Source organism: Affinundibacterium baiyunense, assembly GCF_018139645.1.
In the GTDB taxonomy this organism is placed as follows: Bacteria; Pseudomonadota; Gammaproteobacteria; order Burkholderiales; family Burkholderiaceae_D; genus Undibacterium; species Undibacterium baiyunense.
The window spans coordinates 154,794-179,841 of the sequence record NZ_JAGSPM010000003.1 but is presented as its reverse complement, the minus strand read 5'-3'; the positions used below and the strand labels follow the sequence as shown (position 1 = coordinate 179,841).

Annotated in this window: 20 protein-coding genes and 1 tRNA gene; 12 read left to right on the top strand and 9 right to left on the bottom strand. The window is 45.1% G+C overall.

What is annotated here, in order from left to right:
• Positions 1 to 84 precede the first annotated feature (84 nt).
• A complete protein-coding gene (gene glk / locus KDM92_RS06400; protein WP_212683568.1) occupies positions 85 to 1,095 on the bottom strand; it encodes a glucokinase in 1,011 nt (336 codons plus the stop codon).
• A 632-nt stretch (positions 1,096 to 1,727) separates the two neighbouring features.
• On the opposite strand from glk, the gene KDM92_RS06395 reads away from it, so the two are divergent.
• From KDM92_RS06395 to KDM92_RS18860, 4 genes are all read left to right on the top strand, one after another.
• Positions 1,728 to 3,674 (top strand): glucokinase, encoded by a 1,947-nt coding sequence (locus KDM92_RS06395; protein ID WP_230408207.1) that lies wholly within the window; start codon positions 1,728 to 1,730, stop codon positions 3,672 to 3,674.
• A gap of 297 nt (positions 3,675 to 3,971) precedes the next feature.
• On the top strand, positions 3,972 to 4,235 hold the full coding sequence (locus KDM92_RS06390; protein WP_212683567.1) for a hypothetical protein: 264 nt from the start codon (positions 3,972 to 3,974) through the stop codon (positions 4,233 to 4,235).
• An 870-nt stretch (positions 4,236 to 5,105) separates the two neighbouring features.
• Complete coding sequence (locus KDM92_RS06385; protein WP_212683566.1) at positions 5,106 to 5,378, top strand: hypothetical protein; 273 nt, start codon at positions 5,106 to 5,108, stop codon at positions 5,376 to 5,378.
• 613 nt (positions 5,379 to 5,991) lie between these two features.
• The gene (locus KDM92_RS18860) at positions 5,992 to 7,410 is read left to right on the top strand and encodes a methyl-accepting chemotaxis protein (protein ID WP_212683565.1); all 1,419 of its coding nucleotides are present in this window, start codon (positions 5,992 to 5,994) and stop codon (positions 7,408 to 7,410) included.
• A 450-nt stretch (positions 7,411 to 7,860) separates the two neighbouring features.
• Here KDM92_RS18860 and KDM92_RS06375 read toward each other — a convergent pair whose 3' ends face one another.
• From KDM92_RS06375 to mutL, 4 genes are all read right to left on the bottom strand, one after another.
• The gene (locus tag KDM92_RS06375; protein ID WP_212683564.1) at positions 7,861 to 8,175 is read right to left on the bottom strand and encodes a hypothetical protein; all 315 of its coding nucleotides are present in this window, start codon (positions 8,173 to 8,175) and stop codon (positions 7,861 to 7,863) included.
• Positions 8,176 to 8,617: 442 nt separating this feature from the next.
• A tRNA-Met gene (locus KDM92_RS06370) sits at positions 8,618 to 8,694 on the bottom strand.
• Positions 8,695 to 8,813: 119 nt separating this feature from the next.
• The gene (gene miaA, locus KDM92_RS06365; RefSeq protein ID WP_212683563.1) at positions 8,814 to 9,743 is read right to left on the bottom strand and encodes a tRNA (adenosine(37)-N6)-dimethylallyltransferase MiaA; all 930 of its coding nucleotides are present in this window, start codon (positions 9,741 to 9,743) and stop codon (positions 8,814 to 8,816) included.
• A gap of 143 nt (positions 9,744 to 9,886) precedes the next feature.
• The gene (mutL, locus tag KDM92_RS06360; RefSeq protein ID WP_212683562.1) at positions 9,887 to 11,779 is read right to left on the bottom strand and encodes a DNA mismatch repair endonuclease MutL; all 1,893 of its coding nucleotides are present in this window, start codon (positions 11,777 to 11,779) and stop codon (positions 9,887 to 9,889) included.
• A 112-nt stretch (positions 11,780 to 11,891) separates the two neighbouring features.
• On the opposite strand from mutL, the gene KDM92_RS06355 reads away from it, so the two are divergent.
• The 4 genes from KDM92_RS06355 to KDM92_RS06340 all read left to right on the top strand — a co-directional run bounded on the left by KDM92_RS06355 (position 11,892) and on the right by KDM92_RS06340 (position 15,683).
• Positions 11,892 to 12,542, top strand: a complete 651-nt coding sequence (locus tag KDM92_RS06355; protein ID WP_189346802.1) for a VTT domain-containing protein — start codon at positions 11,892 to 11,894, stop codon at positions 12,540 to 12,542.
• 488 nt (positions 12,543 to 13,030) lie between these two features.
• Entirely contained in the window at positions 13,031 to 14,107 is a 1,077-nt protein-coding gene (locus tag KDM92_RS06350) for a methionine ABC transporter ATP-binding protein (RefSeq protein WP_212683561.1), read from the top strand.
• Position 14,108: 1 nt separating this feature from the next.
• Positions 14,109 to 14,768, top strand: coding sequence for a methionine ABC transporter permease (locus KDM92_RS06345; protein WP_189346804.1), 660 nt, complete (start codon positions 14,109 to 14,111; stop codon positions 14,766 to 14,768).
• A gap of 108 nt (positions 14,769 to 14,876) precedes the next feature.
• Positions 14,877 to 15,683, top strand: coding sequence for a MetQ/NlpA family ABC transporter substrate-binding protein (locus KDM92_RS06340; RefSeq protein WP_212683560.1), 807 nt, complete (start codon positions 14,877 to 14,879; stop codon positions 15,681 to 15,683).
• 378 nt (positions 15,684 to 16,061) lie between these two features.
• Here KDM92_RS06340 and KDM92_RS06335 read toward each other — a convergent pair whose 3' ends face one another.
• Both KDM92_RS06335 and tsaE read right to left on the bottom strand, forming a co-directional pair.
• Entirely contained in the window at positions 16,062 to 17,384 is a 1,323-nt protein-coding gene (locus KDM92_RS06335; protein ID WP_212683559.1) for an N-acetylmuramoyl-L-alanine amidase, read from the bottom strand.
• A gap of 13 nt (positions 17,385 to 17,397) precedes the next feature.
• Positions 17,398 to 17,883, bottom strand: a complete 486-nt coding sequence (gene tsaE / locus KDM92_RS06330) for a tRNA (adenosine(37)-N6)-threonylcarbamoyltransferase complex ATPase subunit type 1 TsaE (RefSeq protein WP_212683558.1) — start codon at positions 17,881 to 17,883, stop codon at positions 17,398 to 17,400.
• A 45-nt stretch (positions 17,884 to 17,928) separates the two neighbouring features.
• Between tsaE and queG the strand changes: the two genes are divergently transcribed.
• Positions 17,929 to 18,999 carry a tRNA epoxyqueuosine(34) reductase QueG gene (gene queG, locus KDM92_RS06325; protein ID WP_212683557.1) on the top strand — a complete coding sequence of 357 codons (1,071 nt, stop codon included), beginning with the start codon at positions 17,929 to 17,931 and terminating at the stop codon, positions 18,997 to 18,999.
• 2 nt (positions 19,000 to 19,001) lie between these two features.
• Here queG and KDM92_RS06320 read toward each other — a convergent pair whose 3' ends face one another.
• Entirely contained in the window at positions 19,002 to 19,610 is a 609-nt protein-coding gene (locus KDM92_RS06320; protein ID WP_212683556.1) for a response regulator transcription factor, read from the bottom strand.
• A gap of 8 nt (positions 19,611 to 19,618) precedes the next feature.
• Entirely contained in the window at positions 19,619 to 21,622 is a 2,004-nt protein-coding gene (locus KDM92_RS06315; protein WP_212683555.1) for a two-component system sensor histidine kinase NtrB, read from the bottom strand.
• 144 nt (positions 21,623 to 21,766) lie between these two features.
• On the opposite strand from KDM92_RS06315, the gene KDM92_RS06310 reads away from it, so the two are divergent.
• The 3 genes from KDM92_RS06310 (at position 21,767) to xerD (ending at position 25,045) form a co-directional block, all read left to right on the top strand.
• Positions 21,767 to 22,822 carry a TRAP transporter substrate-binding protein gene (locus KDM92_RS06310; RefSeq protein WP_212683554.1) on the top strand — a complete coding sequence of 352 codons (1,056 nt, stop codon included), beginning with the start codon at positions 21,767 to 21,769 and terminating at the stop codon, positions 22,820 to 22,822.
• A 751-nt stretch (positions 22,823 to 23,573) separates the two neighbouring features.
• A complete protein-coding gene (locus KDM92_RS06305) occupies positions 23,574 to 24,119 on the top strand; it encodes a methylated-DNA--[protein]-cysteine S-methyltransferase (RefSeq protein WP_212683553.1) in 546 nt (181 codons plus the stop codon).
• Positions 24,113 to 25,045: a site-specific tyrosine recombinase XerD gene (gene xerD, locus KDM92_RS06300; RefSeq protein ID WP_329603132.1), complete on the top strand. Its 933-nt coding sequence runs from the start codon at positions 24,113 to 24,115 to the stop codon at positions 25,043 to 25,045. The genes KDM92_RS06305 and xerD overlap by 7 nt, the downstream gene beginning before the upstream one ends.
• Positions 25,046 to 25,048 lie beyond the last annotated feature (3 nt).

Here is a 25,048-nt window from a genome sequence, read left to right as displayed (position 1 = left end):
TACACGCCTTACTATGTGGGGATAGTAAGGTCTCTTGGGAGAATAACGAGAATTTAGAAAAAAATGCGCAGCGCTGCATAGGGTTCACTCTTCACTTTGTTCGATTGCAAACGCTGCGCCACTCAGTGCCGCCAACGTGTCCGTGATGAGTGCAGTTGGGATTTGTTGCAGATAGGATTGGAAGCGACCTTTTGCTTCAAACTTGCTACGGAAGCGCGATGTGAAAAAGTAATCGCCCAGACGCGGTACGATGCCACCGCCAATATAGAGTCCACTACGTGCGCCTACCGTCAATGCGATATTGCCGCAGAAACTACCTAGTAGTGCGCAGAAACAGTCTAAAGTTTTGGCGCAAACGGCATCTTGAGCTTGTAATCCACGTTCAACGATTTGTTCTGTGCTGAGCTCTTCGGATTGTAGTTGTAAGCTTCGTGCTACTGCGCGATATAGAACTGGTAAACCTATGCCTGATAGCAAGCGCTCTGCAGAAATATGATGAAACTCTAGCCGCGCGTGATTCAAGACACTAGCTTCAAAATCATCCGTTGCTGCAAGTGTCGCATGACCACCTTCACCAGGAATCGCAATCCAACCATGTCGCGTCTCAATCACCGATCCGACGCCCAAGCCAGTGCCCGGCCCGACTACGGCAAGTGTTCCTGAATGTTCTGGTAGGGCGCCGTGAGCGCGTATTTGTTCCGCCTTTAAGCGTGGTAAAGATAATGCCAGCGCTTCAAAGTCGTTCAGCGCAATAAAGCGGTCTAGTTGCAATGCCGCTTTGACTTCTGTTCGCGTAAATTTCCAATGGCTATTGGTGAACTGAATTTGTTCTTGTCCCACCGCTGTTGCAACCGCAAAGGCGGCGCATCGGGGGGCTTGATATTGTTTACCTAATTCTTGCTGCAATTGCTGTAGATAAATTTCGCTAGCCGCAATTGGTGTCGCAAAGTCGGCGACGGCTAAGGTTTTGACTTGCGTAATTTCAGCGCCAGCAGCAGTGACCCAGCCAAAACGCGCATTGCTACCGCCAATATCGGCAATCAGCCAAGGGTAGGGGGCAGTTGGTGTAGACGGCAAATTCGATGCGGTTGTCATTGCGGGTTATTCCTATAGCGTGAATCGTATTCTGTTTAAGTTGATATTTCTGCGATTAGGCGAGCCAAGATAATTCAACTTATACCGAGATAATTGGAATGAATGTAGCAAAACTACATAAAAGTGGCAATTATTTTCGTATTGAAATTCCGAATTTCGTGGAAAGTGTGGTTTTCCTCGAATGAAAGATTTTGCGAGAATGCGATTGTAGTCAGATAAAACGGTAGCTCGCTCTATAGATCTAATCAAACTTAATGCTAACTATTTGATTTTGATCGTTTATTGATGTCATTTTAGATGCTTAATCATCCGTAAAAACTTGATTGTTATCAATTTTTCTTATGTTGCAAAGCTTGTGATTACATGATGATTCTGTAGTCTAGTTACAAAAATGTGCCGAATAGTCAATCAAATATTTACAAAAAATACCTGGTTGACTGATATATCCAAAATTAGTTTAGTCAGACTACAATGCAATCTCTTGCTTTTTTACTTGCATCTTTATTTGCATTTCAGTGCTGCTTGATGCAAGACAAGAGCGAGGTAGGCACTAACCATGAGTGAGTTGCGCGTGTTTTGAGCGTATTCGCTTTGTTCAGATTTGATCCGTAAAACTTCGATTTTGGAAATCTATGCAAGCCCATCCAGTTGCTCGCACTTCAACCGCGCAAATTGCGCAATATCAGACACCCCATTTATTGGCAGATATTGGCGGTACTTATGCACGCTTTACTTTGGAAATGGGGCGGGGCGATTTTCAATATACGCACTCTTTGCTGTGTGCTGATTACGCCGATTTCTATTCAGCCGTGAAGGCATATTTACAAAGCTTGCCAGATCTTCATATTGAACATGCTGCAGTCGCCATCGCCAATCCTGTCGATGGTGATCAAGTCAGTATGACCAACTACCATTGGCAGTTTTCGATTGAAGAAATGCGGCAGAAGTTGGGCTTGGATACATTGTTGATCGTCAATGATTTCACCGCGCTAGCGATGGCATTGCCTAGACTTGGACCGAACGATGTGCAGCAAATTGGTGGTGGCGAAGCGCGCAAGCAAAGTGTGATCGGCTTATTGGGGCCGGGTAGTGGTTTAGGTACCTCGGGTTTGATTCCAGCGGGCGATGGTTGGATTTCTTTGGGTTCGGAAGGTGGTCACACCAGCTTCGCACCGCGTGATGAGCGAGAAATTGCGATTTTGCGTTATGTATGGAAACATTTTTCCCATGTCTCATTTGAACGCTTGGTCTCAGGCCCAGGCTTAGAGTTGATTTATCAAGCTTTGTCCGACTATGTGCAAACGCAAGCACAGGAGTTGACCGCGCCAGAAATCACCCAACGTGCGCTTGATCGAACTGATCTGCAATGTGTTGAAGCGCTGGATGTATTTTGCGCATTACTAGGAACCGCAGCGGCCAATCTCGCGGTCACTCTGGGGGCGATGGGGGGGATTTATATTGGCGGCGGTATCGTGCCACGTTTGGGCGAGTATTTTGCCGCTTCGAGTTTCCGCGCTCGATTTGAGGAGAAAGGGCGGTTTAGTCGCTATGTCGCCGCCATTCCAACATTTGTGATCACAGCTGAGCATGCAACTTTTATGGGGGCTGCCGCCATCTTAGACGCCCAATTGCGTACCTTGCAGACCGAACCGGGCTCGGCAATCTTGGGGCAAATTCGTCGGATTCGAGCAGATTTGTCACCAGCTGAACTGCGCGTTGCAGATCATGTGTTGGCACATGCGAGAGCGGTGGTGAATGATCCGATCGCCGAGATTGCACGTGCTGCCGATGTCAGTCAGCCAACTGTGATTCGCTTCTGCCGTTCCTTGGGGTGCGAAGGCTTATCTGACTTCAAATTACGATTGGCTTCTGGTCTAACTGGCACGGTGCCAGTCACACATATTCAAGTCACGGACGATGATTCTGCACTGGAGTTAGGTGCCAAGGTGTTGGGAAATACCGCCTCATCGATTTTGCAAGTGCGTAATCAATTAAACCGCGACATGATAGAGCGCGCGATTCAATGCATCAGTAGGGCGAACAAATTAGAGTTTTACGCGATTGGTCACTATGGTGTGGTCGCGCAAGATGCGCAATTTAAATTCTTACGTTTAGGTATTCCTAGTATCGCGCATACTGATTCACGTTTACAGCTGTTGTCTGCAAGTGTTTTAGGTGAAAACGATGTGGTGGTTATCAGTAGTAGCAGCGGTCGCTTGCCAGAATTAATTGAAGTGGCTGAGAAGGTGCGCGAACGTGGCGCCAAAATTATCGCGATTGCCGCCAGTCATTCCCCCTTAATTCGTAAAGCAGATATCGCCTTGATTGTTGATCATGTTGAAGATGTCACTACGCACTTGCCTATGGTAAGCCGTATTTTGCATTTGCTGGTGATTGATATGTTAGCGGTCGGTGTAGCAATGGGGCGCAATCCAGGCGCTGCAGGCTTAATGTCGGGTGAGGCTGATGAGCGTCTAGATGAAGCCATGCCCGTTTCCAAAAAGCCCGCTGCACGCACGCAAGCTCCAGGCGTTAGCCTCGCCACCCCTCTCGCGACTTTGACTTCACATAGTCGTTAAATCAACTAGCTGCCATCACTACGCGGGTCTCAGGTAGATTTCATTTCCTTATGTAGCATGAAGTAAGCGAATGTAAGCTAGCTGAGACTTCAGGTAGGTATTCGCTTACCTGTGTCGCTCTCCCATTTGTCGTTTAAGTGCCGATTTTGTAGCTTAATCCCGTGCTTTTTGCATTTCGTCGCATGTCGATAGCACTTGACTTAAAGCTTGATTACAGTACACCCATCGAATCACGATTCGATGCAAGAAAACAGTAAAACTTAAATCTTATTAAACGACATCTTTAGGAGAAATATCATGAAAACACTTACCGCTACCGCGATCGTTTCTGCAGCTTCTGCTTGCGTAACATCGTTGATTTTTGTTGGTATCGTCAATGTGGCAACGACCACCCAAGTAGAAGCTTCACCAGCACCGATACAAACAGTGACAGTGCGTCATGCTCGTATGACAGAAGCAGAAAAACTCGCTTATGATCAAGAAACATCAATGATGCAAACCGTGGTGATTAGCGCTAAGCGTTTAACGCCAGAACAAAAAGCAGCGATGGTTTCAGAGTAATTCAGTCCTGCAGATAGTTGAATGACATTGCTAAATTGTCGTATCGCGTTAAATTTTTTGATGTGATGTAGCTGGTTTAAACGTCATTAAATCGCGCTAGATAATTTAGAAAAATAAGGTGGCAAAATAAGCGTCAATTTCATCATGAAAAAGTTCTGAATATAGTCATGAATGAAATCAGAGTTGACGTCAAAGTTAAAGTCACAAACAAGAGTTCGAGTGCCAGCTCTTGCGTAGTTAAAGTAAATCCGCCGTTGTCTATCCTCAGAGCGGCGATGAAGAGATTTAAGTAGTAGCACATCTCCTCAGGCACTCATTTGTTTTCCCGCCTTTACTTACCCACAGATCGATCAAAAACTTCTCAATACAGCTGATTGTGGCTGATGCCGACAGTTTGTTTTTGTGCATATTCTTTGTACGTGTATAGGTGGTGCGTTAGCACTACAGAGAGAATTATTTTCAAAGCATTTTCAAATTATTTTGCATACACCTTCATTGCAATTTTTTTCCTATTCTAGTCATTTCCCATTTATCTTCAAGCTGCTATCAATTCGCTTTCAAGTTGATTTGAAATCGGAGTGTATCGTCGGCACAAAAGTACATTATTTCTTTGAATATCTCCGCAATTTCATAAGGCGCTTTTTACCTAAGAGGTGAACTACATTCGTGCATGGATTGCTTACTTTAATTCCCGCATTTCCGTATTTCGGTCGCGCAATTTTGCAGTTCGTCGCATTGCCCTAGAACTTGATTTTTTGCTTGGATATAGTACACACATCGAAATGCAAAACGAAGTGCAAATCGATTAAATAAGCAGCGAAATCAAATGACATTTCGCACTATTTTTGAATCTAACTTTGGAGAATAATCATGAAAACATTTACTGCAACTGCGATCGTTTCTGCCGCGTCCGCTTGCTTAACATCACTCATTTTTGTTGGTATCGTCAACGTTGCGACCACAACAGAAGTTGAGGCATCAGTTGCACCGATTCAGACCGTGACAGTCAGCGCAAAACGTATGAGCGCTGAAGATAAACTTGCTTACGATTTAGAGTTGGCACAAATGACTGTAAGTCAAGTGGTAGAAATTCGTGCGAAACGTTTGACTGCTGCTGAAAAAGCTAAAATGGCTGCGGAATGAATTTGTGTCGTCTTATAGACGTAATGTAGTTTGTATCTAGAGTCAATATTGGTTTAGCAGATACAGATGTTTTGATTGTCGCGTTGTTCAATTGACGTATTTAATTAAGTAATGCTTAGGTAAGTCTTAGATCATATTTTGATCAGTTATAGTAGTAAAACAGTACAAAGTTTCACCAAAGCTTGCGCACCTAAGTGAGTGTTCAGCAAGTCCTTAGTGAGCAAGGTTCCTACTGTTAGTCATCGGGTGAAACGCCTTGTGTGAGGTTGGTAATTACGCGCAATTCACCCGCAGTCATGGTGAAGATACATCATGTCAACGTATTTTCAAACATGCGATTTTAAAGTCGAACAGGTTGCAATATCCTGTCGGCCACATGATTGAATTGTGACGATAGCGCATCAATCGCACTTCGTAATCTTTGTAAAATTCCTCTTTAATAAAAAGCTTAGAATCATTCAATAAGTCTTAACAAGACTACCTATGTTCTAGTGGGCGACTTCAACGCCTTTCTTGTCAAACTTGATGTGGATCAAAGTCGATTAGAGTAAACTGAGGAAAGCTCATATTTTTTAACATCGATCCTCGGTGTTTTGCTTTTCTGGAGTTCTCTATGTCAAACCAACTGCTGTCCAAATTGGACGCTACCTATGCAAAATCAGATACGCTGATTTTTGTGATCTTAATTGGTATGCAATTATTTGCGCTTGCTTTAGCAAGTTGGCATGACACCTGGAAGATGGCATTCTTCGTTGGTTTGCCTTTGTTATTAGTGCCGGCCTATTTGATGTATGTTTTTCCGGGGCAGTTAGTCACACGCTTAGTCAATGCATTTGCCCTGATGTCTTTTTGTGCTTTGCACATACAACAGGCATTAGGCATGACCGAGCTGCATTTTGGCATCTTCGCATTTTTAGCGTTCTTATTGATCTATGCTGATTGGCGCGTGATCTTGGTCGCGGCATTAACCATCGCGGTGCATCACGCTAGTTTTGGTTATCTGCAAGAATTAGGTTTTGGTGTGATTTGTTTTACCAAGCCAAGCTTTGCTATTTTTCTGATGCATGCCGCTTATGTGATTGTAGAAGCAGCAGTGCTGTCCTACATTGCCGTGCAGATTAATCGCGATCGCGTGCAAGAAATTGAGTTGATGAACTATACCTCTGAGTTAGATGGACAAAATGGGGTGATTAATTTGCGTGATCATGAAATGCATCCCGCTAGTGATTCTGGTAAGGCATTGGTCTACGTGATTGAGATGCTGCACAAGTCCGTCAGTGAAGTTAAAAATGGTGTCGACGCGATTATCAGTGCATCACGTGAAATGGCTGATGGCAATGCTGATTTATCGAATAGAACTGAAGCTCAAGCAAATTCACTCGATCAAACTTCTGCCACCATGGATAAATTGACGGTAACAGTGCAGCAAAATACTGAGCACGCGATTCAAGCCAATAAATTGGTGCTGGCGGCTTCTGACATTGCGCGTAAAGGTGGTGAAGTGGTCAGTGAGGTCGTGCAAACTATGGGCTCGATCAAAGACAGTTCCAAACAGATCGTAGATATTATCGGTGTGATTGATGGCATCGCATTTCAGACCAATATTTTGGCATTGAATGCGGCGGTCGAAGCAGCACGTGCGGGTGAACAGGGGCGTGGTTTTGCGGTGGTCGCATCTGAGGTGCGTAGCTTGGCGCAACGTAGTGCAAGTGCGGCAAAAGAGATCAAAGAACTGATTGGCAATTCCACACAAAAAGTGGATCAGGGAAGTCGCTTGGTTGATGAAGCTGGTCAAACCATGGAGGCGATTGTTAATAGCGTTAAGCATGTCGCCGACATCATGGCGGAAATCGCCGCAGCGAGTGAAGTGCAAAATGCTGGAATACGGCAAATCAATGCAGCAGTGAACGATATCGATAGCATGACACAGCAGAATGCGGCTCTAGTCGAACAAGCCACCGCAGCATCAGAGAGTCTGTTAGAACAAGCGGGGCACCTGCGTGAAGTTGTTAACCATTTTGTGATTCGTTGATGTTTGATCTGGGATGTTCGAATTAGGCTTTAGGTTTTCGATTTGGCATCTAAGAAATCCATAAAAGTAGCCTCGGGCAAGGGTTTTGAGTACCAGTAACCTTGCCCATAATCACAAGCCATCTGTTGCAATAATTGATGTTGTTTCACGAAGTCTGAATCTTTAGCGATGACTTCGATTCAAATTTATTCTTTATGCTAAGCGATGCTGGCGATTTTTAGCAGGTCATTCTCTTCAATAATGCCGAGTGAAATTCGGACGGCGTGAATCATGCTGCCACTGGGGGTGCGAATTCCGACTAGAAAAAATCGGACTCATTACGGCGAAGATCGCGGTGCACTTCTTTGGGTAAATTCACCTCTCTAAATAATTTTTTTATCGCGACCTTTGCTATGGTAAACGGTGTGTACCGATACCCGGTCAAAAAAAGATAGCTCACCGTAAATGGCTTCAAGTTTGGTTATTTTTTTCTGAGAGACGAGCTTCGTTGTTCAATTCAGCGATAGTTGAGGAGAAGAGTTTTGCAACGTCCGCGAGACATTTTATGGCGAGTTGATGAGTGAAAAAATGTGTGAAGGCTCTGACTCGTTCAACTAATGATTCTGCACCAAGCTTGTCTCCCACGATGCGAAAGGTTGAAGCGAATTGCAACGCGCAGTAGCTATCTGGCGGAATTTCTTCAACTTGAAAACCTAAATCAGAAAAGACCAGATAGCCGCTTTGAACGTGAGAGTCTAATGCGGCCATGTCTTTAATTGTAAGCATGTACTGCTCAGTATTTTGAAAGCGAGACTCCGAAAACGTTAACTCATGCTCATTCTGTTCAACTAAGCAGAGCGCATCTCCCCCATGAATTTCAAGGATAAATTGAGACGCAGACTAGTGTAAGGTGTGCCATTTTTTTTTCAGAAAGAATGTGAGTGCTTCTGAGAGAGGTATTTTTTTCGCGTAAGCAACTCTTCAAAAAGAGCCCGTGGTTTTAAATCGGATGGCAAAGTTCACCTTATTAGAGATTGCTGAAAAAAATAAATCTTACGCTTGACTTGAGGAATTTCGCACAGTTTTAATGAATGCTCGACAATGAGACTATTTTGTTTGTTGCGTCAGTTGTGCTGTGGTCGAAGAAATGTGTATTTTGCAAAGCAAAAAACAAGGGTGTAGTGAAGAAACAAAAAAGCCCTGTTAATGCTAACAGGGCTTTGTGTTCTGGTGGTGATAGGTGGATTTGAACCACCGACCCCAGCATTATGAGTGCTGTGCTCTAACCAACTGAGCTATATCACCAAGAAGCCCAAGATTATGCCAGTGGAAGTTTAATGCGTCAAGAATTAATCTGAAATGCTGCTGTGAATTTATTAAAATTGCTTAAGATCGCTTAATTTCTTTTATCTCTACAGTTTGAATTATCTGTTGGCGAACGCGCATTGTAGAACTTGCTGATTAATATTATCTTTTGTGCAGTCAACTATGTGTCGATCTGGAATCGATCTGCACCAAGTGAGTTGACGTTTGGCGAGTTGGCGGGTGGCGATGATGCCGCGTTCGCGCATTTCTTGGTAGTTGATGCTGCCGCCTAAATAATCCCAAGCTTGGCGATAGCCTACGCAACGTATTGATGGCAGATCAGCGTTGAGTTCGGGTCTTGATTTGAGCGCACGTACTTCGTCAATAAAACCCTGTTCAAGCATCAGATCGAAGCGTTTGGCGATGCGATCGTGCAGGAAGCTACGCTCACTTGGTTCTAAAGAAATCGGCAACAAGTCGAAAGGAGCGGCGGCTCTAGGCTGTTGCGCGATCAGTGCGGACATTGCTTGACCCGTGAGCTGATAGATTTCTAGCGCGCGTTGTATCCGTTGGCTATCGTTGGGCTGTAGACGTGCGGCAGTGATGGAGTCAACTTGCGCTAGTCGTGCATGTAAGCCCGGTGCGCCAATCTCTGCCATATCGGCATCAAGTTGCGCGCGGATGGCTGGATCAGCCGGTGGCAGATCGTCGATGCCGTTGATGAGTGCTTTGTAATACATCATGGTGCCGCCAACCAAGATAGGAAGCTTGCCGCGCTCTTGTATTTCTTTGACCAGTCTGGCGCTGTCGCTTAAGAATTGGGCAACCGAATACGCTTCGCTCGGGTCAATAATGTCGATCAGATGGTGCCGAGCAGCGGCGAGTTCTTCGGCATTGGGTTTTGCCGTGCCTATGTTCATATCGCGATACACTAATGCCGAATCAACCGAGATAATTTCAGCAGGAACTTCACGCGCAATCGCCAATGCCGCTGCGGTTTTGCCGGAAGCGGTCGGTCCCATGATGGCGATGATTTTTTGTTGTTGCATATTTTTAGAAAAAATTCTGGAGATTTAGTAGTGTCAGAAAATAGTTGAGTCGGGATGCAGTGCTAGGCGCACGACGGAGCGTTACGTCGGCATTGCAATTAAGTGCAACAATGCGATGCGCCCGAACAAGGCGTTTGATGACATTACTGCCCACGCATAAACATTCTATCTAAGTCATTTAATCCCAATTGCACCCAAGTCGGACGTCCATGATTGCACTGATCGGCGCGTTCGGTTTGTTCCATTTGACGTAGTAAGGCATTCATTTCGACGATGGTTAAACTGCGATTGGCACGTACTGCGGTGTGGCAGGCGAGGGTGCCGAGCAACTCATTGCGTCTATCGATTAACACGCGAGAACCGCCATATTCTCGAACTTCGCGTAATACATCGCGCGCTAAAGATTGGGCGTCAGCGTTCTTCAATAGTGCAGGAACCGCGCGCACTGCCAATGTGGTCGGTGAGATGGCAGCAATATCAAAACCTAAGGATTTTAAAATATCTTGATTCTCTTCAGCGGTGCCCACTTCAACGCCGTCGGCGTGAAAAGTCATTGGAATCAACAACGACTGCACAGGCATTGCGTTTTCATCTAAAGCATTTTTGAGTTGTTCGTACAAGATGCGTTCGTGTGCAGCGTGCATATCGACTAACACTAAACCTTTGCTGTTTTGTGCCAGAACATAAATGCCGTGTAGTTGCGCCAGAGCGAAGCCAAGTGGATGATCGACGTTGGGTAAATGTGATTCCGGCCCTTTTGCTGATTTGTCGCCAAAAAAAGCACCATAGCTTTCTGCGGACTGAGCGACTCCTGCGCCTTGCGCACGTTGTTGCATGAAACTGTAATCGTAACCAGTGCCGCCGCTATTGCTGCTGAAGCCACCGCTTTGGTTCAAGTCACTATCTTTGATAGCAAAAGCTGGTGATGCAAATTGCGCTGAAAAGCTGGTTTGTTCGCCGCCTATCCATGGCAGTCGTCCGCTATTGTTTTGCACTTCGCCGATTCCAGCCGTAGCGGGCGCGGGTACGGTACCAAAAGAGGTTGCAGAGGTTTGCGCTAACGCGCGATTCACCGCATGGAAAACAAATTGGTGCACGGCACGGCTATCGCGAAAACGTACTTCAATCTTGGACGGATGGACATTCACATCTACCAAGGCGGGATCGAGATCGAGCGCGATGACATAAGATGGATAGCGATCACCATGCAAAACATCTTGATACGCTGCGCGCACTGCATGTGTTAATAATTTGTCGCGAACAAAGCGGCCATTTACATAAAAATACTGTGCATCTGCGCGACCTTTTGATGCGGTTGGTAAACCAATAAAACCATGTAAGCGCAATGGACCTGCACATTCGTCGATAGGCAAGCGCGCATTCGCAAAACCTTCGCCCAAAATGGTGGCACTGCGTTTATCGATAGCGCTGACATTCCAATGATCGACGGTTTTGCCGTTGTGCGACAGAGAAAATGATACGTCGGGTCGTGCTAGTGCAATCCGGCGTACCACCTCAGCGCAATGACCAAATTCAGTTTGTTCGGATTTTAAAAATTTGCGTCTTGCAGGTGTGTTGTAATACAAATCTTGGACATCGACGGTGGTGCCTTGTGCGCCCGAGGAAGGAGTGATTTTGCCATTTTCAATTTGCCAAGCATGTGGCGCATCGGCGGTACGTGTCGTCAAAGTGAGAATAGCAACCGAAGAGATCGATGCTAATGCTTCACCGCGAAAGCCAAGTGTCGCAACATTTTCTAATTCTTCTAGCGAGCTGATTTTTGAAGTGGCGTGGCGTTGAACGGCAAGCGGTAACTGATCTGCTGGAATGCCGCGTCCATTATCAATGATTGCAATCCGTTTGACGCCACCTTCTTCAAGCCGCACCGTAATACTTGAGGCGCCAGCATCCAATGCATTTTCGAGTAATTCTTTTACTACGGCAGAGGGGCGTTCCACTACTTCGCCAGCGGCGATTTGAGAAATTAAGTGATCAGGCAGTGCCTGAATTGGGCGGGGAGTTAATGTTGTCGTCATGCTGTCATTATAACTGTGTTCGCTTAGTGTATGATGTCGCCGCGAGGCGATCTCGCGTGACTTTTTACTCAATATAATCAGTAGAACTTGCCCACAAAGAAAGTTGAGCATTATGGATTTTATGCAGTTTTTAGATATGGTGTTGCATGTCGATAAGATGGGGCAACTAATCGAACAATATGGCACGCTGATTTATGTCGTGCTGTTTGCGATTGTGTTTTGTGAAACCGCTTTTGTTATTTTTCCATTCTTGCCAGGTGATTCTTTGTTATTTATTGCAGGGACTTTTTGTGCCGCAGGTGCAATGGACCCTTGGTTTTTGATTGCAATTCTCTTATTCGCATCGATCTCCGGTAATTCGATTAATTATTGGATAGGTAGTACAGTCGGCCATAAGGTGATGGCAAGTAACTCACGTTGGATTGATAAAGCTGCGTTGGAAAAGACACATGCTTTTTATGAGAAACATGGTGGTAAAACCATCGTGTTAGCGCGCTTTACGCCTATCGTGCGTACTTTTGCTCCGTTCGTTGCCGGCTTCTCCGAAATGAGTCATCGTAATTTCCAGTTCTACAATGTACTCGGCGCGATCCTATGGATCGTTTCCTTGGTTTTGGCTGGTTACTATTTTGGGCATATTCCACTGATTAAAAATAATCTGTCGATTATTGTGATGGTTGGTGTAGGCGCGGCGATCGTTCCAATTATTCTTGGCTTGGCTTGGAAGTTCGGTCGTAAATTATTTGTTAAGAAGTCCTCTTAAGCTAGTTTGATCAGCGATGAAATCCTCGGGGCATGATCATCAAGTGATATGGTGTCAGCCCGAGGCACCAACAAAACCAATAGTGGGACAAGCTTGTAATGGCTGTGGTGTTTGTTGTTTAGCTAGTCCTTGTCCCGTTTCCCGACTCTTCTTGTGGCAATGGCGCGGCGCTTGCCGTGCGCTAGAATGGCATGCCGAGTCTAGGCAATATCGATGCGGCATGCTGTTGCGGCCCGCATACTATCTCAATTCTCTTCCTGTATTTTTAGAACCCATGTTTCGTCGTTGGGTTCGACGCTCTATTGCGGCCGATGTTGCATGTGATTCTAGTGTATAAGTCACTAAATGCTTTGAGCTTATAAGCTAAGCTTTTTAAAAGATTGGATAGAGATAAGCGACTTCGATAGAATGTTCCTTATCTTGACTTAGCTTTATCCGGCTTTGCTCAATTTTTGCTCAATTGCGAACAACCAAAAGGGAATTCCTCCGTGATAGAAATCGCGCAATTAGAAAAAGATTATTTGGTGCAGGGACGACAGGTTTCTGCGCTACGTAATATCAATTTGCACATCGCGCAAGGCGAAGTGTTTGGCATCATTGGTCGATCCGGTGCTGGTAAAAGCACTTTGTTGCGTGCTTTAAATTTATTAGAGCGACCTACGCGTGGCAAGGTCGTATTCGAGGGCGAAGATATCACGCAATTTGATGCATCGCAGTTACAAAGTCTGCGTCAACGGATTGGTATGGTATTCCAACATTTCAATTTGTTGAGTGCGAAAACCGTCGCGCAAAACATTGAATTTCCACTTAAATTGACTGGAAAATATACAACTGAAGAACGTACAAAACGGGTTGCCGAGTTGATTGATTTGGTAGGCTTGCAAGAGCATGCGAATAAATATCCAGCGCAATTATCTGGTGGTCAAAAACAACGAGTTGGGATTGCGCGCGCATTGGCCAATTATCCGCATTTACTATTATGTGATGAAGCAACCTCGGCACTTGATCCCGAAACGACGCAACAGATTTTACGCTTGCTGCTCGATATCAATCAAAAGTTGGGCTTAACGATTGTATTGATTACGCATGAGATGCAAGTCATCCGCAGCATTTGTGATCGGGTTGCGGTTATTGATAGCGGCGAGATTGTCGAAACTGGCAATGTGGTCGAAGTGTTTTTGCATCCGCGACACGCTGTTACGCAAAGTTTGGTAGCAGAGAATCAAGCGCTAGATCTGAGTTTGTTGCAAGAATTGGCACAGCGTGGAAATGTCGCCGAGCACAGTTATTTATTACGTCTAACGTATGTAGGAAATGCGACGCATGAACCGATATTAAGTCGTATTACCGCGCAGACCAGTGCCGAGATCACCATTTTACAGGGCGTGATCGCTCGCATTAAAAATACTCCCTATGGCCAATTAATTGTGGAAGTGCTTGGTTCAGAAGTTGAAATCGATAAAGTCTTAAAGCTGCTGGGGCAAGCGAATATTCGCGTAGATGTCTTGAATCATTTGGTGCAGAGTTCGATTAATTCCACGCCAGATCAAACACAGGAGAACTAAGATGGATTTTTCAGTGATTGATTGGGAAGATATTCTGCAAGCGACCTTGGATACATTGACTATGACTGGTGTGTCTTTGGTTTTCACTATCTTGTTGGGCCTACCTTTGGGCGTGCTGCTGTTTTTGACAGGTAAAAAGCAGTTGCTAGAACAGCGCGGGATTTATGCATTGTTATCGTTTGTCGTGAATATGCTGCGCTCGGTGCCATTTATTATTTTGCTGATTGTTTTGATTCCCTTAACCTTGATTTTGGTCGGGACGTCTCTAGGTGTAGCAGGAACGATTCCACCTTTGGTGATAGGAACGACACCTTTCTTTGCGCGCTTGGTCGAAAATGTCTTGCGTGAAGTGGATAAGGGCATCATCGAAGCATGTCAGGCAATGGGTGCTAAAACGCATCAAATTATTTTGCAGGCCTTGCTGCCAGAAGCCTTGCCTGGCTTGCTAGCAGCAGCTACGGTGACGACGATTGCCTTGGTATCTTATTCCGCGATGTCGGGCGTGATCGGTGGCGGCGGTTTGGGTGATCTAGCTTTGCGTTATGGTTATCAACGTTTTCAAACCGAGGTCATGATCGTAACTGTGGCGATCTTAGTGATTTTGGTTCAGTTGTTCCAATGGTGGGGCGATCTGTTGGTCGCTAAATTTACACGCAAATAATCGCTGGCTCTAACTACTGCACCTCGAAGGGGAAGGAGTTTTAATCAGCTTGCCGTACAGACGAGAAAAAATTTCCACAAAGAATTTAACAAAATACAGAGAGCTTTTATGTCCGTTTTATATCAACAAAGTCGTCGCGTTTTTACCCTTGCTGGATTGAGTCTATTGCTATGCGCGAATGTGGCGCAAGCACAAGAAACATTGACGATTGCAGCTAATCCCGTTCCACACGCCGAGATTTTAGAGTTCGTAAAACCTCAGTTAGCAAAGCAAGGTGTAACGCTAAAAATCAAAGTGTTCACTGACTACATCCAACCTGGCGTGCAGGTTAACGAAAAGCGTCTTGATGGTAATTATTATTTGACTCAGCCTTACTTAAACGAATTTAAGAAAAGTCATAAAAATGATTTGCAAGTGCCGCTAGTGAAAGTACATGTAGAACCATTTGCGGGCTACTCCAGCAAATACAAAAAACTCAGTGATTTGCCAAACGGTGCGACGATTGCAATTCCGAATGATCCAGCTAATTCTGGCCGTGCTTTGATTTTGTTGGCAAAGCAAGGACTATTGAAATTAAAGGATATGAACAATATTTCCGCGACCAAAAAAGATATCGTTGAAAATTCGAAGAGTCTTAAATTCAAAGAGTTGGAAGCGGCGACTTTGCCACGTATCTTAGGACAAGTCGATCTGGCATTGATCAACACCAATTACGCGATTGAAGCAAAATTAAATCCCTTAAAAGATTCCTTATTTATCGAAGATGCGAATTCACCATATGCCAATTTGTTGGTCGCACGTGAAGATAATAAGAACAGTCCAGCGTTTAAGAAATTGGCAGCAGCTTTAAATTCGCCCGAGGTGAAGAAGTTTATTCAAGAACGTTACAAGGGAGCGGTTGTCCCTGCGTTTTAGTTAAAAAATGAATCGCAGAGATAGAGTTGGAACGGGTATGTGTATTCGATCTGGATTCGAACTAGGATCGATCTAGATTACCCCTCTCCCGCAAGCGGGAGAGGGGCAGGGGTGAGGGTAGTTCAGCACACGAAAAAAGCTGAATGAAGATACATAGAAAGAACTACTATGTGTGAGTGCAAAATCTAATTTGAATCTGAACGTCCCTCATCCCCAGCCCTTCTCCCGCTAGCGAGAGAAGGGAGAGTTAAGCGACACTACACTGAGAAGAATCTATCCTAGAGAATAGTGTTGATAGATTGCATAAGTATTGAAGAGACTCGCGGTGCGGATTTCACCCTCTCTGTATCTTCCCTAAGCAAGTAAAACAGTATCGGTTTAAGCAATCTTGCCACGGTTTAAAGGTGGATTCTTGGCAAAGTATTTCTTAATTCCACGAACGATCGCTTCTGCTAATTCATTTTGATAGGCTTCATCGGTCAAACGGGCTTCTTCTTCAGGATTGGAGATGAAGGCTGACTCAATCAAAATGCTAGGGATGTCGGGCGCTTTTAGGACCGCGAATCCTGCTTGTTCTACTGCAGGTTTGTGCAAACGATTGACGCCCGAAATTTCTTTTAACACGACCTTGCCGACTTTCATACTGTCGTTGATCTGCGCTGTGGTTGAGAGATCGAGTAAAACGCCTGCTAATTGTTTATCTTGATCTTTAAGATTGATGCCACCGATTAAATCTGCATCATTTTCTTTTTTTGCCAGCCAGCGTGCTGCGGTTGAGCTTGCCCCTTTTTCTGAGAGCACGAATACAGAAGAGCCACGTGCTCTGGGTTCGATAAACGCATCAGCGTGAATTGATACAAATAAATCTGCTTGTACACCACGCGCTTTTTTGACGCGAGTTTGTAGCGGTACGAAATAATCGCCATCGCGCGTTAACATCACGCGCATATTGTCTTCTTGTTCTAATTGATGTTTAAGGCGTTTGGCGATTGCCAACACTACATCTTTTTCGCGACTGCCTGCTCGACCAATTGCGCCCGGATCTTCGCCACCGTGACCAGGATCAAGGGCAATGGTGATCATGCGAATTTGTTGATTCGTTACTGGTTTATCGGTTTTTTGTTCTGCTTTATTGTCGCTCTTGTTGTCGTGCTTATTGTTGTTATTTGCGGCATTTTCGTTTTTGTTATTGCCTGACATGGCAGCCGTCAAGGCATCATCTTTGTGCCACTCACCTTTTTCAATTAAGGCGGTGATAGGATCAACTGGATTGGCTGGATATAAATCAAATACCAAGCGATGTTGATAGTCACCAATTGGTTTTAGGCTAAAAACTTGTGGGTTAATTTCTTCTTTTAAATCAAACACTAGCCGCACCACATTCGGGCGATTTTGTCCTACTCTGACTTGTTTGATATAGGGATCATTAGTTTGTATTTTTGCGACCAGATCTTTTAAGGTTGCGTTCAAAGTCAAACCTTCGATATCCACCACCATGCGATTCGGATCTTTGACTAAAAAATGGCTCGCTTTGAGTTCAGCATCATTTTCTAGGGTGACGCGCGTATAGTCCGCTGCCGGCCAAACCCGCACTGCTAAAATTTGCATGGCGTTGGCAGTCATTGGTGCGATGACCGATAGCAAAAGGGTAGAACCTGCTTTGAGGAAGGTACGACGATGAGCAGGAGTGCGACTAGACATGATGAAGGTCAACTTAAAGATTTGGTGCAAAGTGCAATTGACTTAGACAGATATTACCCTTGTCTGATAAAGCGCGTAATTCTACCTCGCGTCCGATTTCTGCAATAGTAAAATGTATTGCTAAATCAGGTAAAGGCAAAATGCCATCTCCTTTTTCTGGCCATTCAATAATACAGATGGTTTTTTCATTCATCTCATCACGAAAGCCAGCTTCAATAAATTCGTCTGCGCTACGCATACGATACAAGTCGAAATGCATTAACTTGGTCACTTCGCCTTTGACGAGAATTTCATATGGTTCTGCTAAGGTATAAGTCGGGCTTTTGACGGTGCCTTGATGACCCGCTGCGTGCAAAATGGCTCTGGTGAGCGCAGTTTTACCTGCACCAAGATCACCGTGTAAATGAATCACGATGCCAGCCAGCAAGCATTGTGCCAAACTTTTGCCCAGTGCTTGGGTCGCTGCTTCATCTGCCAAGCTTGTTTTATAATGTTGCATTCTGAATTCTTTTGCTGCCTTAGAAGGCTCAAAACATACCATAACATGACTGATTACGTCCAACTTGCGCAAGAAATCAAAGAACTTGGCAAGCAAGCGGGCTTTGCCGATATACGTATTAGTGATGTGGATTTGTCGCATGTAGTTGAACGGTACCAAGCTTGGATTGCCGCTGGGTTTCATGGTGATATGACGTATATGGAAAGCCATGGCAGCAAGCGTTATCGGCCCGATGAATTGGTACCCGGAACAGTGCGGGTAATTACCGCGAGAATGGATTATCTCCCGAGCGATACAACTAAGGATTGGCGCGATGTTGAGAAAACGCGGGCGGCCGATCAAGCGGTGATTTCGATTTATGCGCGTGGACGCGACTACCACAAAGTCTTGCGGCAACGCTTACAGCAATTGGCTGATGCGATTGCCTTAAAGCTTGGAGATTTTGGTTATCGGGTATTTACCGATTCTGCACCCGTGATGGAGGTGGCCTTAGCGGAGCAGGCTGGCCTCGGTTGGCGCGGTAAGCACACTTTGTTATTGACGCGTGAAGCCGGATCTTTGTTTTTCTTGGGCGAGATTCTTGTTGATATTCCTTTGCCAGTGGATCCGCCCACTAGTAATCATTGTGGTCAATGTCAGTCTTGTATTACCGTTTGCCCGACGCAAGCGATTGTCGCTCCTTATCAATTAGATGCGCGACGTTGTATTTCTTATTTAACGATAGAGCTGCACGGCGCGATACCGCTTGAATTCCGTTCTTTGATTGGTAATCGTGTCTATGGTTGTGATGATTGTCAGCTTTACTGTCCTTGGAACAAATTTGCACAGCCTGCGACCTTGAATGACTTTGATGTCCGACACGGCTTGGATCAGCGTACGATGTTGGAATTGTTCGCGTGGAGTGAAGCCGATTTTTTACGCAGAATGGAAGGAAGTCCGATTCGTCGTATCGGTTACGAACGATGGTTGCGTAATCTGGCGGTCGGTTTGGGAAATGCGGCTAGTGAGTTCAAAGGACGTGCCGATATCGTCAAGGCTTTACAAGCGCGGCTTGATGATAGTTCTGAGATGGTGCGTGAGCATATTACATGGGCATTAGCACAACATCTGGACTGAAATTATTTCAACAAACCAGCTAACTCAACTGCGGACTTGATCTGCATTTTGTCAAAAATATGCGCGCGATGGACTTCAACAGTACGCATGCTGATACCAAGTTCGTCGGCAATATTCTTATTCATTTTGCCTTGTAAGATCAATTCTAAAACTTCGTGTTCGCGTTGCGATAAGCTTTGTAAGCGCAGTTGAACTTGGTGCGCTTCGCCCGCTTTCAGCGATTGCTGCAATGCCTGTTCTACTCTATCCATTAAGGCATTGTCATTAAATGGTTTTTCAAAAAAATCAAAGGCGCCGCGTTTGAGACTATCGACTGCCATTGGTACATCACCATGACCAGTTAAAAAGATGACGGGCAATCGTTGGGTTAATTGACGCGCGCTGAGAATGTCGAATAAGGCAGTGCCGCTGAGTTCTGCCATCCGCACATCGAGCAATAGGCAATCACCGTGTTTTGATGCACAAAACCCTGCATCGGATACCGCTGCCGCATCGATGGCAGCCAGAAATGTCTCGCCATTGACATAGGTTTTTGCCTCGATCTGGCGTGAGCTAGCCAACCATAATAAGGCATCGCGCACAACTTCTTCATCGTCAACAATATGTAACATGCTTAGCCTTACTCCTTATGCAGATCATCTTTATGAGCGTCGCAGGGAAGCGTAAATTCAAATACCGTACCACCTGCGGGATTGGCGCGATACTTTAAGCTGCCACCATGAAACTCTATCGCAGTTCTACAGATATTCAAACCCATGCCCATACCAGCCGCTTTGGTGGAAAAGAATGGCGAGAATAATTGTTCGGCGACTTCTGGCGCAATCCCGTGTCCTTGATCGATGACTTGCACCAGCAGCGAGCGACTGTGCGGTAAATGTGGGTCAGCAATCAGGTGTGCATGTATTTGCATTTGTCTTTTTGCATAGGCGACATCGTGCATGGCTTCGATGGCATTTCGGGTCAGATTTAATATCACTTGCTCAATCAGAACTTGATCGCCAAAGACTTCTGGCAAATCAGGATCGATTTGATATTGCACGTGGATATGCGCACTTTGCGCTTGTAGTGCGATCAAGGGCATCACACTTTGTAGTAAGGTTTGGATATGAAACAAAGCACGACTAGCTTCGCGCTTTTTGACGAATTGATGGACACTGCGTATGACTTGCGCTGCACGTTGGGCTTGTTGCGTCGTTTTCTCTAGGGCATCGGTCAGAGATAGTGTGTTGACCTGATCGCTTTGTTTCAAAATATTTAGCGCACCGGTTGCATAACTAGAGATCGCTGCGAGTGGTTGATTGAGCTCGTGCGCCAGCATTGATGCCATTTCTCCCATCGTCGCTAAACGTGCGTTTTGATGTAATTTTTCTTCTTGTTGGCGACTTAGTTCTTGCGCGCGTTTGAGTTCGGATACGTCCAAAATCGAACTCATCCAACCAGTTTGCTTGCCATTTTCATCCACCAACGGCGACTCATAAATTAACACTGGAAATCGTTCGCCATTGGCACGTTGGTAGATGGTTTCAAAACCTTCAGGTTGTACCGTGCCAGTTAGTATTTGTGCGAAGCGATTTTCGTATTCGGTAATTTCTTCCGGCGCCCAATAAGGCATAGGAGGCAGTTTTCCTATTAATTCCTCTGCTGGGAAGCCAAGCATTTTGCAGAAGGATGGATTGACATAAGTGAGTCGACCTTCCATGTCACGGGCTCGCAAGCCGGTAATTAAAGAGTTCTCCATTGCCGCCCGAAACATCGCTTCTTTGCGCAGCGCTCCTTCTGCCTGCAAGCGTCGATTGATATCTCGCCACAGCGCGATCAGGCTCCAAACTAATCCTAGGGAGAGTAGTACTACTGAGACCACCAATAAGTTAGACAGTAATTTTGGTTCAGCCTTGGTGCTATTGGTATGTAGACTCAAACTTAATTGCGGAAAATCAAGCGCTCGATTGTGGGTATAGACATTTTTTCCAGCCCCAGCAGCAGCGCGTTTTGCTAGTATTTTTTCGTCTTGATCCAACAGCGAAATTTCGTTTTCTTGTGCAAACCACCATGGTACGGTTTCATCCAATAAGGTTTGCAAGCGATAACTAACCGTCACGCTGGTGAGATACGTGGTATCGCGGAATAAAGGAAAGCGGCAGTACAGGGTAGCGACTTGTTGTTGGCTTTTAACGCACGAGGCTTTGTGTAATTTCTGAGTGAAATTGGCGTTCGACTGGAGAGCTTCGATCAAGGAGTTAGGTGGAGATTTTGTACCCGATTCAATATTGCTGGCAACTAGCTTGTCACGCACATCCCACAATGCGAGCTCGCCAATTTCATGATTATTCGTTGCGTATAAATTTAAGCGTGCTTTGAGTACTTCGACGCTGACTTTGCCGCTAGCGAAATCTTCTGCGATATTCGACAAACTTTCTTGATGTCGATTGAGTTGAAATTGCAATGCTTGTTCTACCCACAGCGTATCAGCGATGAGTTGCTCTTGGCGCTCATTGGTTTCCATCCTTTGCGCTTGCCACGGTAGCCAGATTAAAACCGCAACAAACAATAAAACCAGCACGATAGGTAACATCCACGGTAGCGTGGTTGGGAATCGTTGGCTGGATAAGGTCTTGATTTTCATATTAAAAGTGTAGCTGAACTACTGTTGAATGCACACTTTGACAGGCTTTTGTCACCATCTGGCGACATTGTGGTTAACCACAGTTGTAAATTGGCGCCGGAACGGCTAATAATGACTCCATAAAAAATAGACTCGGGGATACTCATGCTTCAGCAAGAATTTCGCTCGTGTAAGCGACAGACTCTACAGCGCTTACTTGTGACGACTAGTACATGCTTGTTAAGTGCTATTGGCTTAGGCGCGAGTTCAATTGCATTCGCGCAAACTCCGATTGTGATCAAATTTAGTCATGTTGTTGCCAGTGATACACCGAAAGGTAAAGCCGCACAACGATTTAAAGAGATAGCAGAGAAAGCAACTAAGGGACGAGTTAAGGTTGAACTTTATCCCAATAGTACGCTGTATAGAGACAAAGAAGAATTAGAGGCATTGCAACTCGGTGCGGTGCAAATGTTAGCGCCATCTTTGGCAAAGTTTGGTCCACTTGGCATTAAGGAGTTTGAAGTATTTGATTTGCCTTATATTTTTCAAAATCGCGAGGTTTTACATCGAGTTACACAAGGTTCAGTGGGTGCAAGCTTATTGGCTAAGTTGGAACAAAAAGGTATTACTGGATTAGGCTTTTGGGATAATGGTTTCAAAGTTATGTCGTCGAATGTACCGATGCGTGGGCCTAGTGATTTGAAAGGCAAAAGACTACGCATACAGTCTTCCAAAGTGCTCGATGCTCAGATGCGTTCTCTCGGCGCTATTCCTCATGCGATGGCTTTTTCAGAAGTTTATCAAGCATTGCAGGCAGGCGTGGTCGATGGTACGGAAAATCCCCCATCTAATTTGTACACGCAAAAGATGCACGAAGTTCAGAAGCACGTCACGATCACTAATCACGGTTATCTTGGTTACGCGGTGATTGTGAACAAAAAGTTTTGGTATGGATTGCCGTCCGATATCCGTGCCGAATTAAATAAGGCCATGCAATCTGCAACACAATATGCAAATACGATTGCTCAGATTGAAAACGATAATGCCTTAGACGCCGTGAAAAAATCTGGTAAGACAATGATCTATGTTCCAACCGAAAAAGAACGTGCAGAATGGGTACGCGTCTTACTGCCGGTGCAGCAGTCCATGGAGGCGCGAATCGGAAAAGAACTGATTCAAAGTGTGCACAAAGAGGCGCAAGCGCTAGGTTTGAAATAAGGTTTCTTCTTTGTATCTTAGTAAAAATTGGTTGCTCTCGCTTGTTCTAGTCAATGTGAATCAGCAAAAGATTTTATCCAATTACCAGATTACATGTTGTGGTCTTTGTCGGTGAGCCAGTGAGCTTATTTCCTTCTAATTTCGGACGCATATGTATCCTGGCGTGTCGAATTTGCTTGCTTGCTTCGTTTTAATACATATGTGACACAAAATTCTTGACTCATATTGAGGCTCGAATATCGCGTTTTACATTGGCAAGCATATTTTAAGCATATCGTTCACATCCAAAAATTTCTCTACGGAATTACCAATATTTCCCTATGGTAAATTAAATAAATCATTTTTGATTTAGCACATTTTTTTTGTAATTTGCGATCTTTCTCTGCTGCAGAAGCACAAATGCAACAAAGCTTTTTTTAATCAAAAGCCTTGTCTATTTTTTTGATTTGCCATGCTATATTTCGCAAACTTTAATAATTCGCTGGATCAAGTGATCGCGAATTCTTTTAAGGCAGGAGAAAAAACAAAGCCATATTCGCTCCTGATACAGGTTATGGAAGTGCAATAATAGTGCCCAATAGGGCGCAGTCAAAAGGGGGGGAGATTCGCGTTTCAAGATAAGCTGAGTCCTTGTTCGAAGAGACTAAACAGCACAAACGTGAAAAATTTTAGAAGGCGCATCCAGTGGATGCGCCTTTTTTCTTGCGCATTTCTGTAGGACAATCACGTTATTCTTAAGAATGGAAATGTGATGGCAACTCCCGAATCAATCATTGAAGCGGCTATTTTTTCGGCAATCGTTCCCGCACCGTTTGGTTACATCGGTGTGCGCACTGAAAACGCAGAATTAAGTGAGCTAGTCTATTTACCTCAGCGCTTCCAAGAGAAAGCGCCGAGCGACGCTATCGCGCAAAGCGCTGCTGAACAAATTACACGCTATTTCGCTGATCCTGATTTCCAATTTGATTTGCCGTTAAAGTCTGTAGGAACGGCGTTTCAGCACAAAGTATGGCAGGCTATTTCTAGTGTTCCGCGTGGCCAAGTGCGCACCTATGGTCAAATCGCACATCTGATCGGATCGGCACCGCGCGCAGTAGGACAGGCGTGTGGTGCGAATTGGTTTCCATTGATCATTCCTTGTCACCGCGTGACGGCATCAGGTGGACTCGGAGGCTTCGCACATCATGATGATGTGACGGGATTTCATTTAGGCGTTAAACGTTACCTACTGCGCTTGGAAGGCGTGCCAGAGTATAGTCAGCCAGAATCAACGCAACATCAGGAGTCGATGTGGTAAAACCCGCTGAAAAGCCTGTATCGGTAGAGTTGCCAGCTATAGTACAAGCGCAAATTGATCAGTTTTGCGATAGCTTATGGTTGGAAGATGGTTTGGCAAAAAACTCTTTGGATGCCTATCGTCGTGATTTGCGTTTGTTTGCCGAATGGTTACATCAAACCCATCAAAAGCATTTATTACAAGTAAGCGAAGTCGATATTTTTTCTTATGTTGCTGCCAAACATCAGAGTTCTAAAGCGACCTCGGTGAATCGCCGTATGTCGGTGTTAAAGCGTTACTACCAGCAAGCATTTCGCCAACATCAAATTGCAGTTAATCCTTGTACCAAACTTAAATCAGCCAAGCAGCCAGATCGTTTGCCTAAGACCTTAAGTGAAGCGCAAGTTGAATCGCTATTACAAGCGCCAGATGACCAGACCCCGCTGGGATTGCGCGACCGCACCATGCTTGAACTGCTCTATGCCTGTGGTCTGCGGGTGACAGAATTGGTATCGTTGAAGGCCTTTGAAGTTAGTTTAAATGATGGTGTTTTGCGTGTGACGGGGAAAGGTAGTAAGACGCGTTTGGTACCTTTTGGTGAAGTAGCGCGGATGTGGCTGCAACGCTATTTGAGTGAAGGCAGGCCAGCAATCTTAAACGGACAGATTGATGATGCCTTATTTGTTACTGCACGCGGTGGTGCGATGACACGGCAAATGTTTTGGGTGGTGATTAAGAAATGCGCGGCGCTAGCCGGAATTACCGCGCCTCTGTCGCCTCACACATTGCGTCATGCGTTTGCGACACATTTACTCAATCATGGTGCCGATTTACGCGTGGTGCAATTATTACTGGGGCATGCAGATATCTCCACAACGCAGATTTACACGCATGTCGCACGTGAACGTTTAAAACAACTGCATGCACAGCACCACCCACGCGGTTAAAAT

Excerpts from the sequence above, each read along its gene's own strand:
- glk (WP_212683568.1), bottom strand. The coding sequence starts at position 1,095 with ATGACAACCGCATCGAATTTGCCGTCTACACCAACTGCCCCCTACCCT.
- KDM92_RS06395 (WP_230408207.1), top strand. The coding sequence starts at position 1,728 with ATGCAAGCCCATCCAGTTGCTCGCACTTCAACCGCGCAAATTGCGCAA.
- KDM92_RS06390 (WP_212683567.1), top strand. The coding sequence starts at position 3,972 with ATGAAAACACTTACCGCTACCGCGATCGTTTCTGCAGCTTCTGCTTGC.
- KDM92_RS06385 (WP_212683566.1), top strand. The coding sequence starts at position 5,106 with ATGAAAACATTTACTGCAACTGCGATCGTTTCTGCCGCGTCCGCTTGC.
- KDM92_RS18860 (WP_212683565.1), top strand. The coding sequence starts at position 5,992 with ATGTCAAACCAACTGCTGTCCAAATTGGACGCTACCTATGCAAAATCA.
- KDM92_RS06375 (WP_212683564.1), bottom strand. The coding sequence starts at position 8,175 with ATGCTTACAATTAAAGACATGGCCGCATTAGACTCTCACGTTCAAAGC.
- miaA (WP_212683563.1), bottom strand. The coding sequence starts at position 9,743 with ATGCAACAACAAAAAATCATCGCCATCATGGGACCGACCGCTTCCGGC.
- mutL (WP_212683562.1), bottom strand. The coding sequence starts at position 11,779 with ATGACGACAACATTAACTCCCCGCCCAATTCAGGCACTGCCTGATCAC.
- KDM92_RS06355 (WP_189346802.1), top strand. The coding sequence starts at position 11,892 with ATGGATTTTATGCAGTTTTTAGATATGGTGTTGCATGTCGATAAGATG.
- KDM92_RS06345 (WP_189346804.1), top strand. The coding sequence starts at position 14,109 with ATGGATTTTTCAGTGATTGATTGGGAAGATATTCTGCAAGCGACCTTG.
- KDM92_RS06340 (WP_212683560.1), top strand. The coding sequence starts at position 14,877 with ATGTCCGTTTTATATCAACAAAGTCGTCGCGTTTTTACCCTTGCTGGA.
- KDM92_RS06335 (WP_212683559.1), bottom strand. The coding sequence starts at position 17,384 with ATGTCTAGTCGCACTCCTGCTCATCGTCGTACCTTCCTCAAAGCAGGT.
- tsaE (WP_212683558.1), bottom strand. The coding sequence starts at position 17,883 with ATGCAACATTATAAAACAAGCTTGGCAGATGAAGCAGCGACCCAAGCA.
- queG (WP_212683557.1), top strand. The coding sequence starts at position 17,929 with ATGACTGATTACGTCCAACTTGCGCAAGAAATCAAAGAACTTGGCAAG.
- KDM92_RS06320 (WP_212683556.1), bottom strand. The coding sequence starts at position 19,610 with ATGTTACATATTGTTGACGATGAAGAAGTTGTGCGCGATGCCTTATTA.
- KDM92_RS06315 (WP_212683555.1), bottom strand. The coding sequence starts at position 21,622 with ATGAAAATCAAGACCTTATCCAGCCAACGATTCCCAACCACGCTACCG.
- KDM92_RS06310 (WP_212683554.1), top strand. The coding sequence starts at position 21,767 with ATGCTTCAGCAAGAATTTCGCTCGTGTAAGCGACAGACTCTACAGCGC.
- KDM92_RS06305 (WP_212683553.1), top strand. The coding sequence starts at position 23,574 with ATGGCAACTCCCGAATCAATCATTGAAGCGGCTATTTTTTCGGCAATC.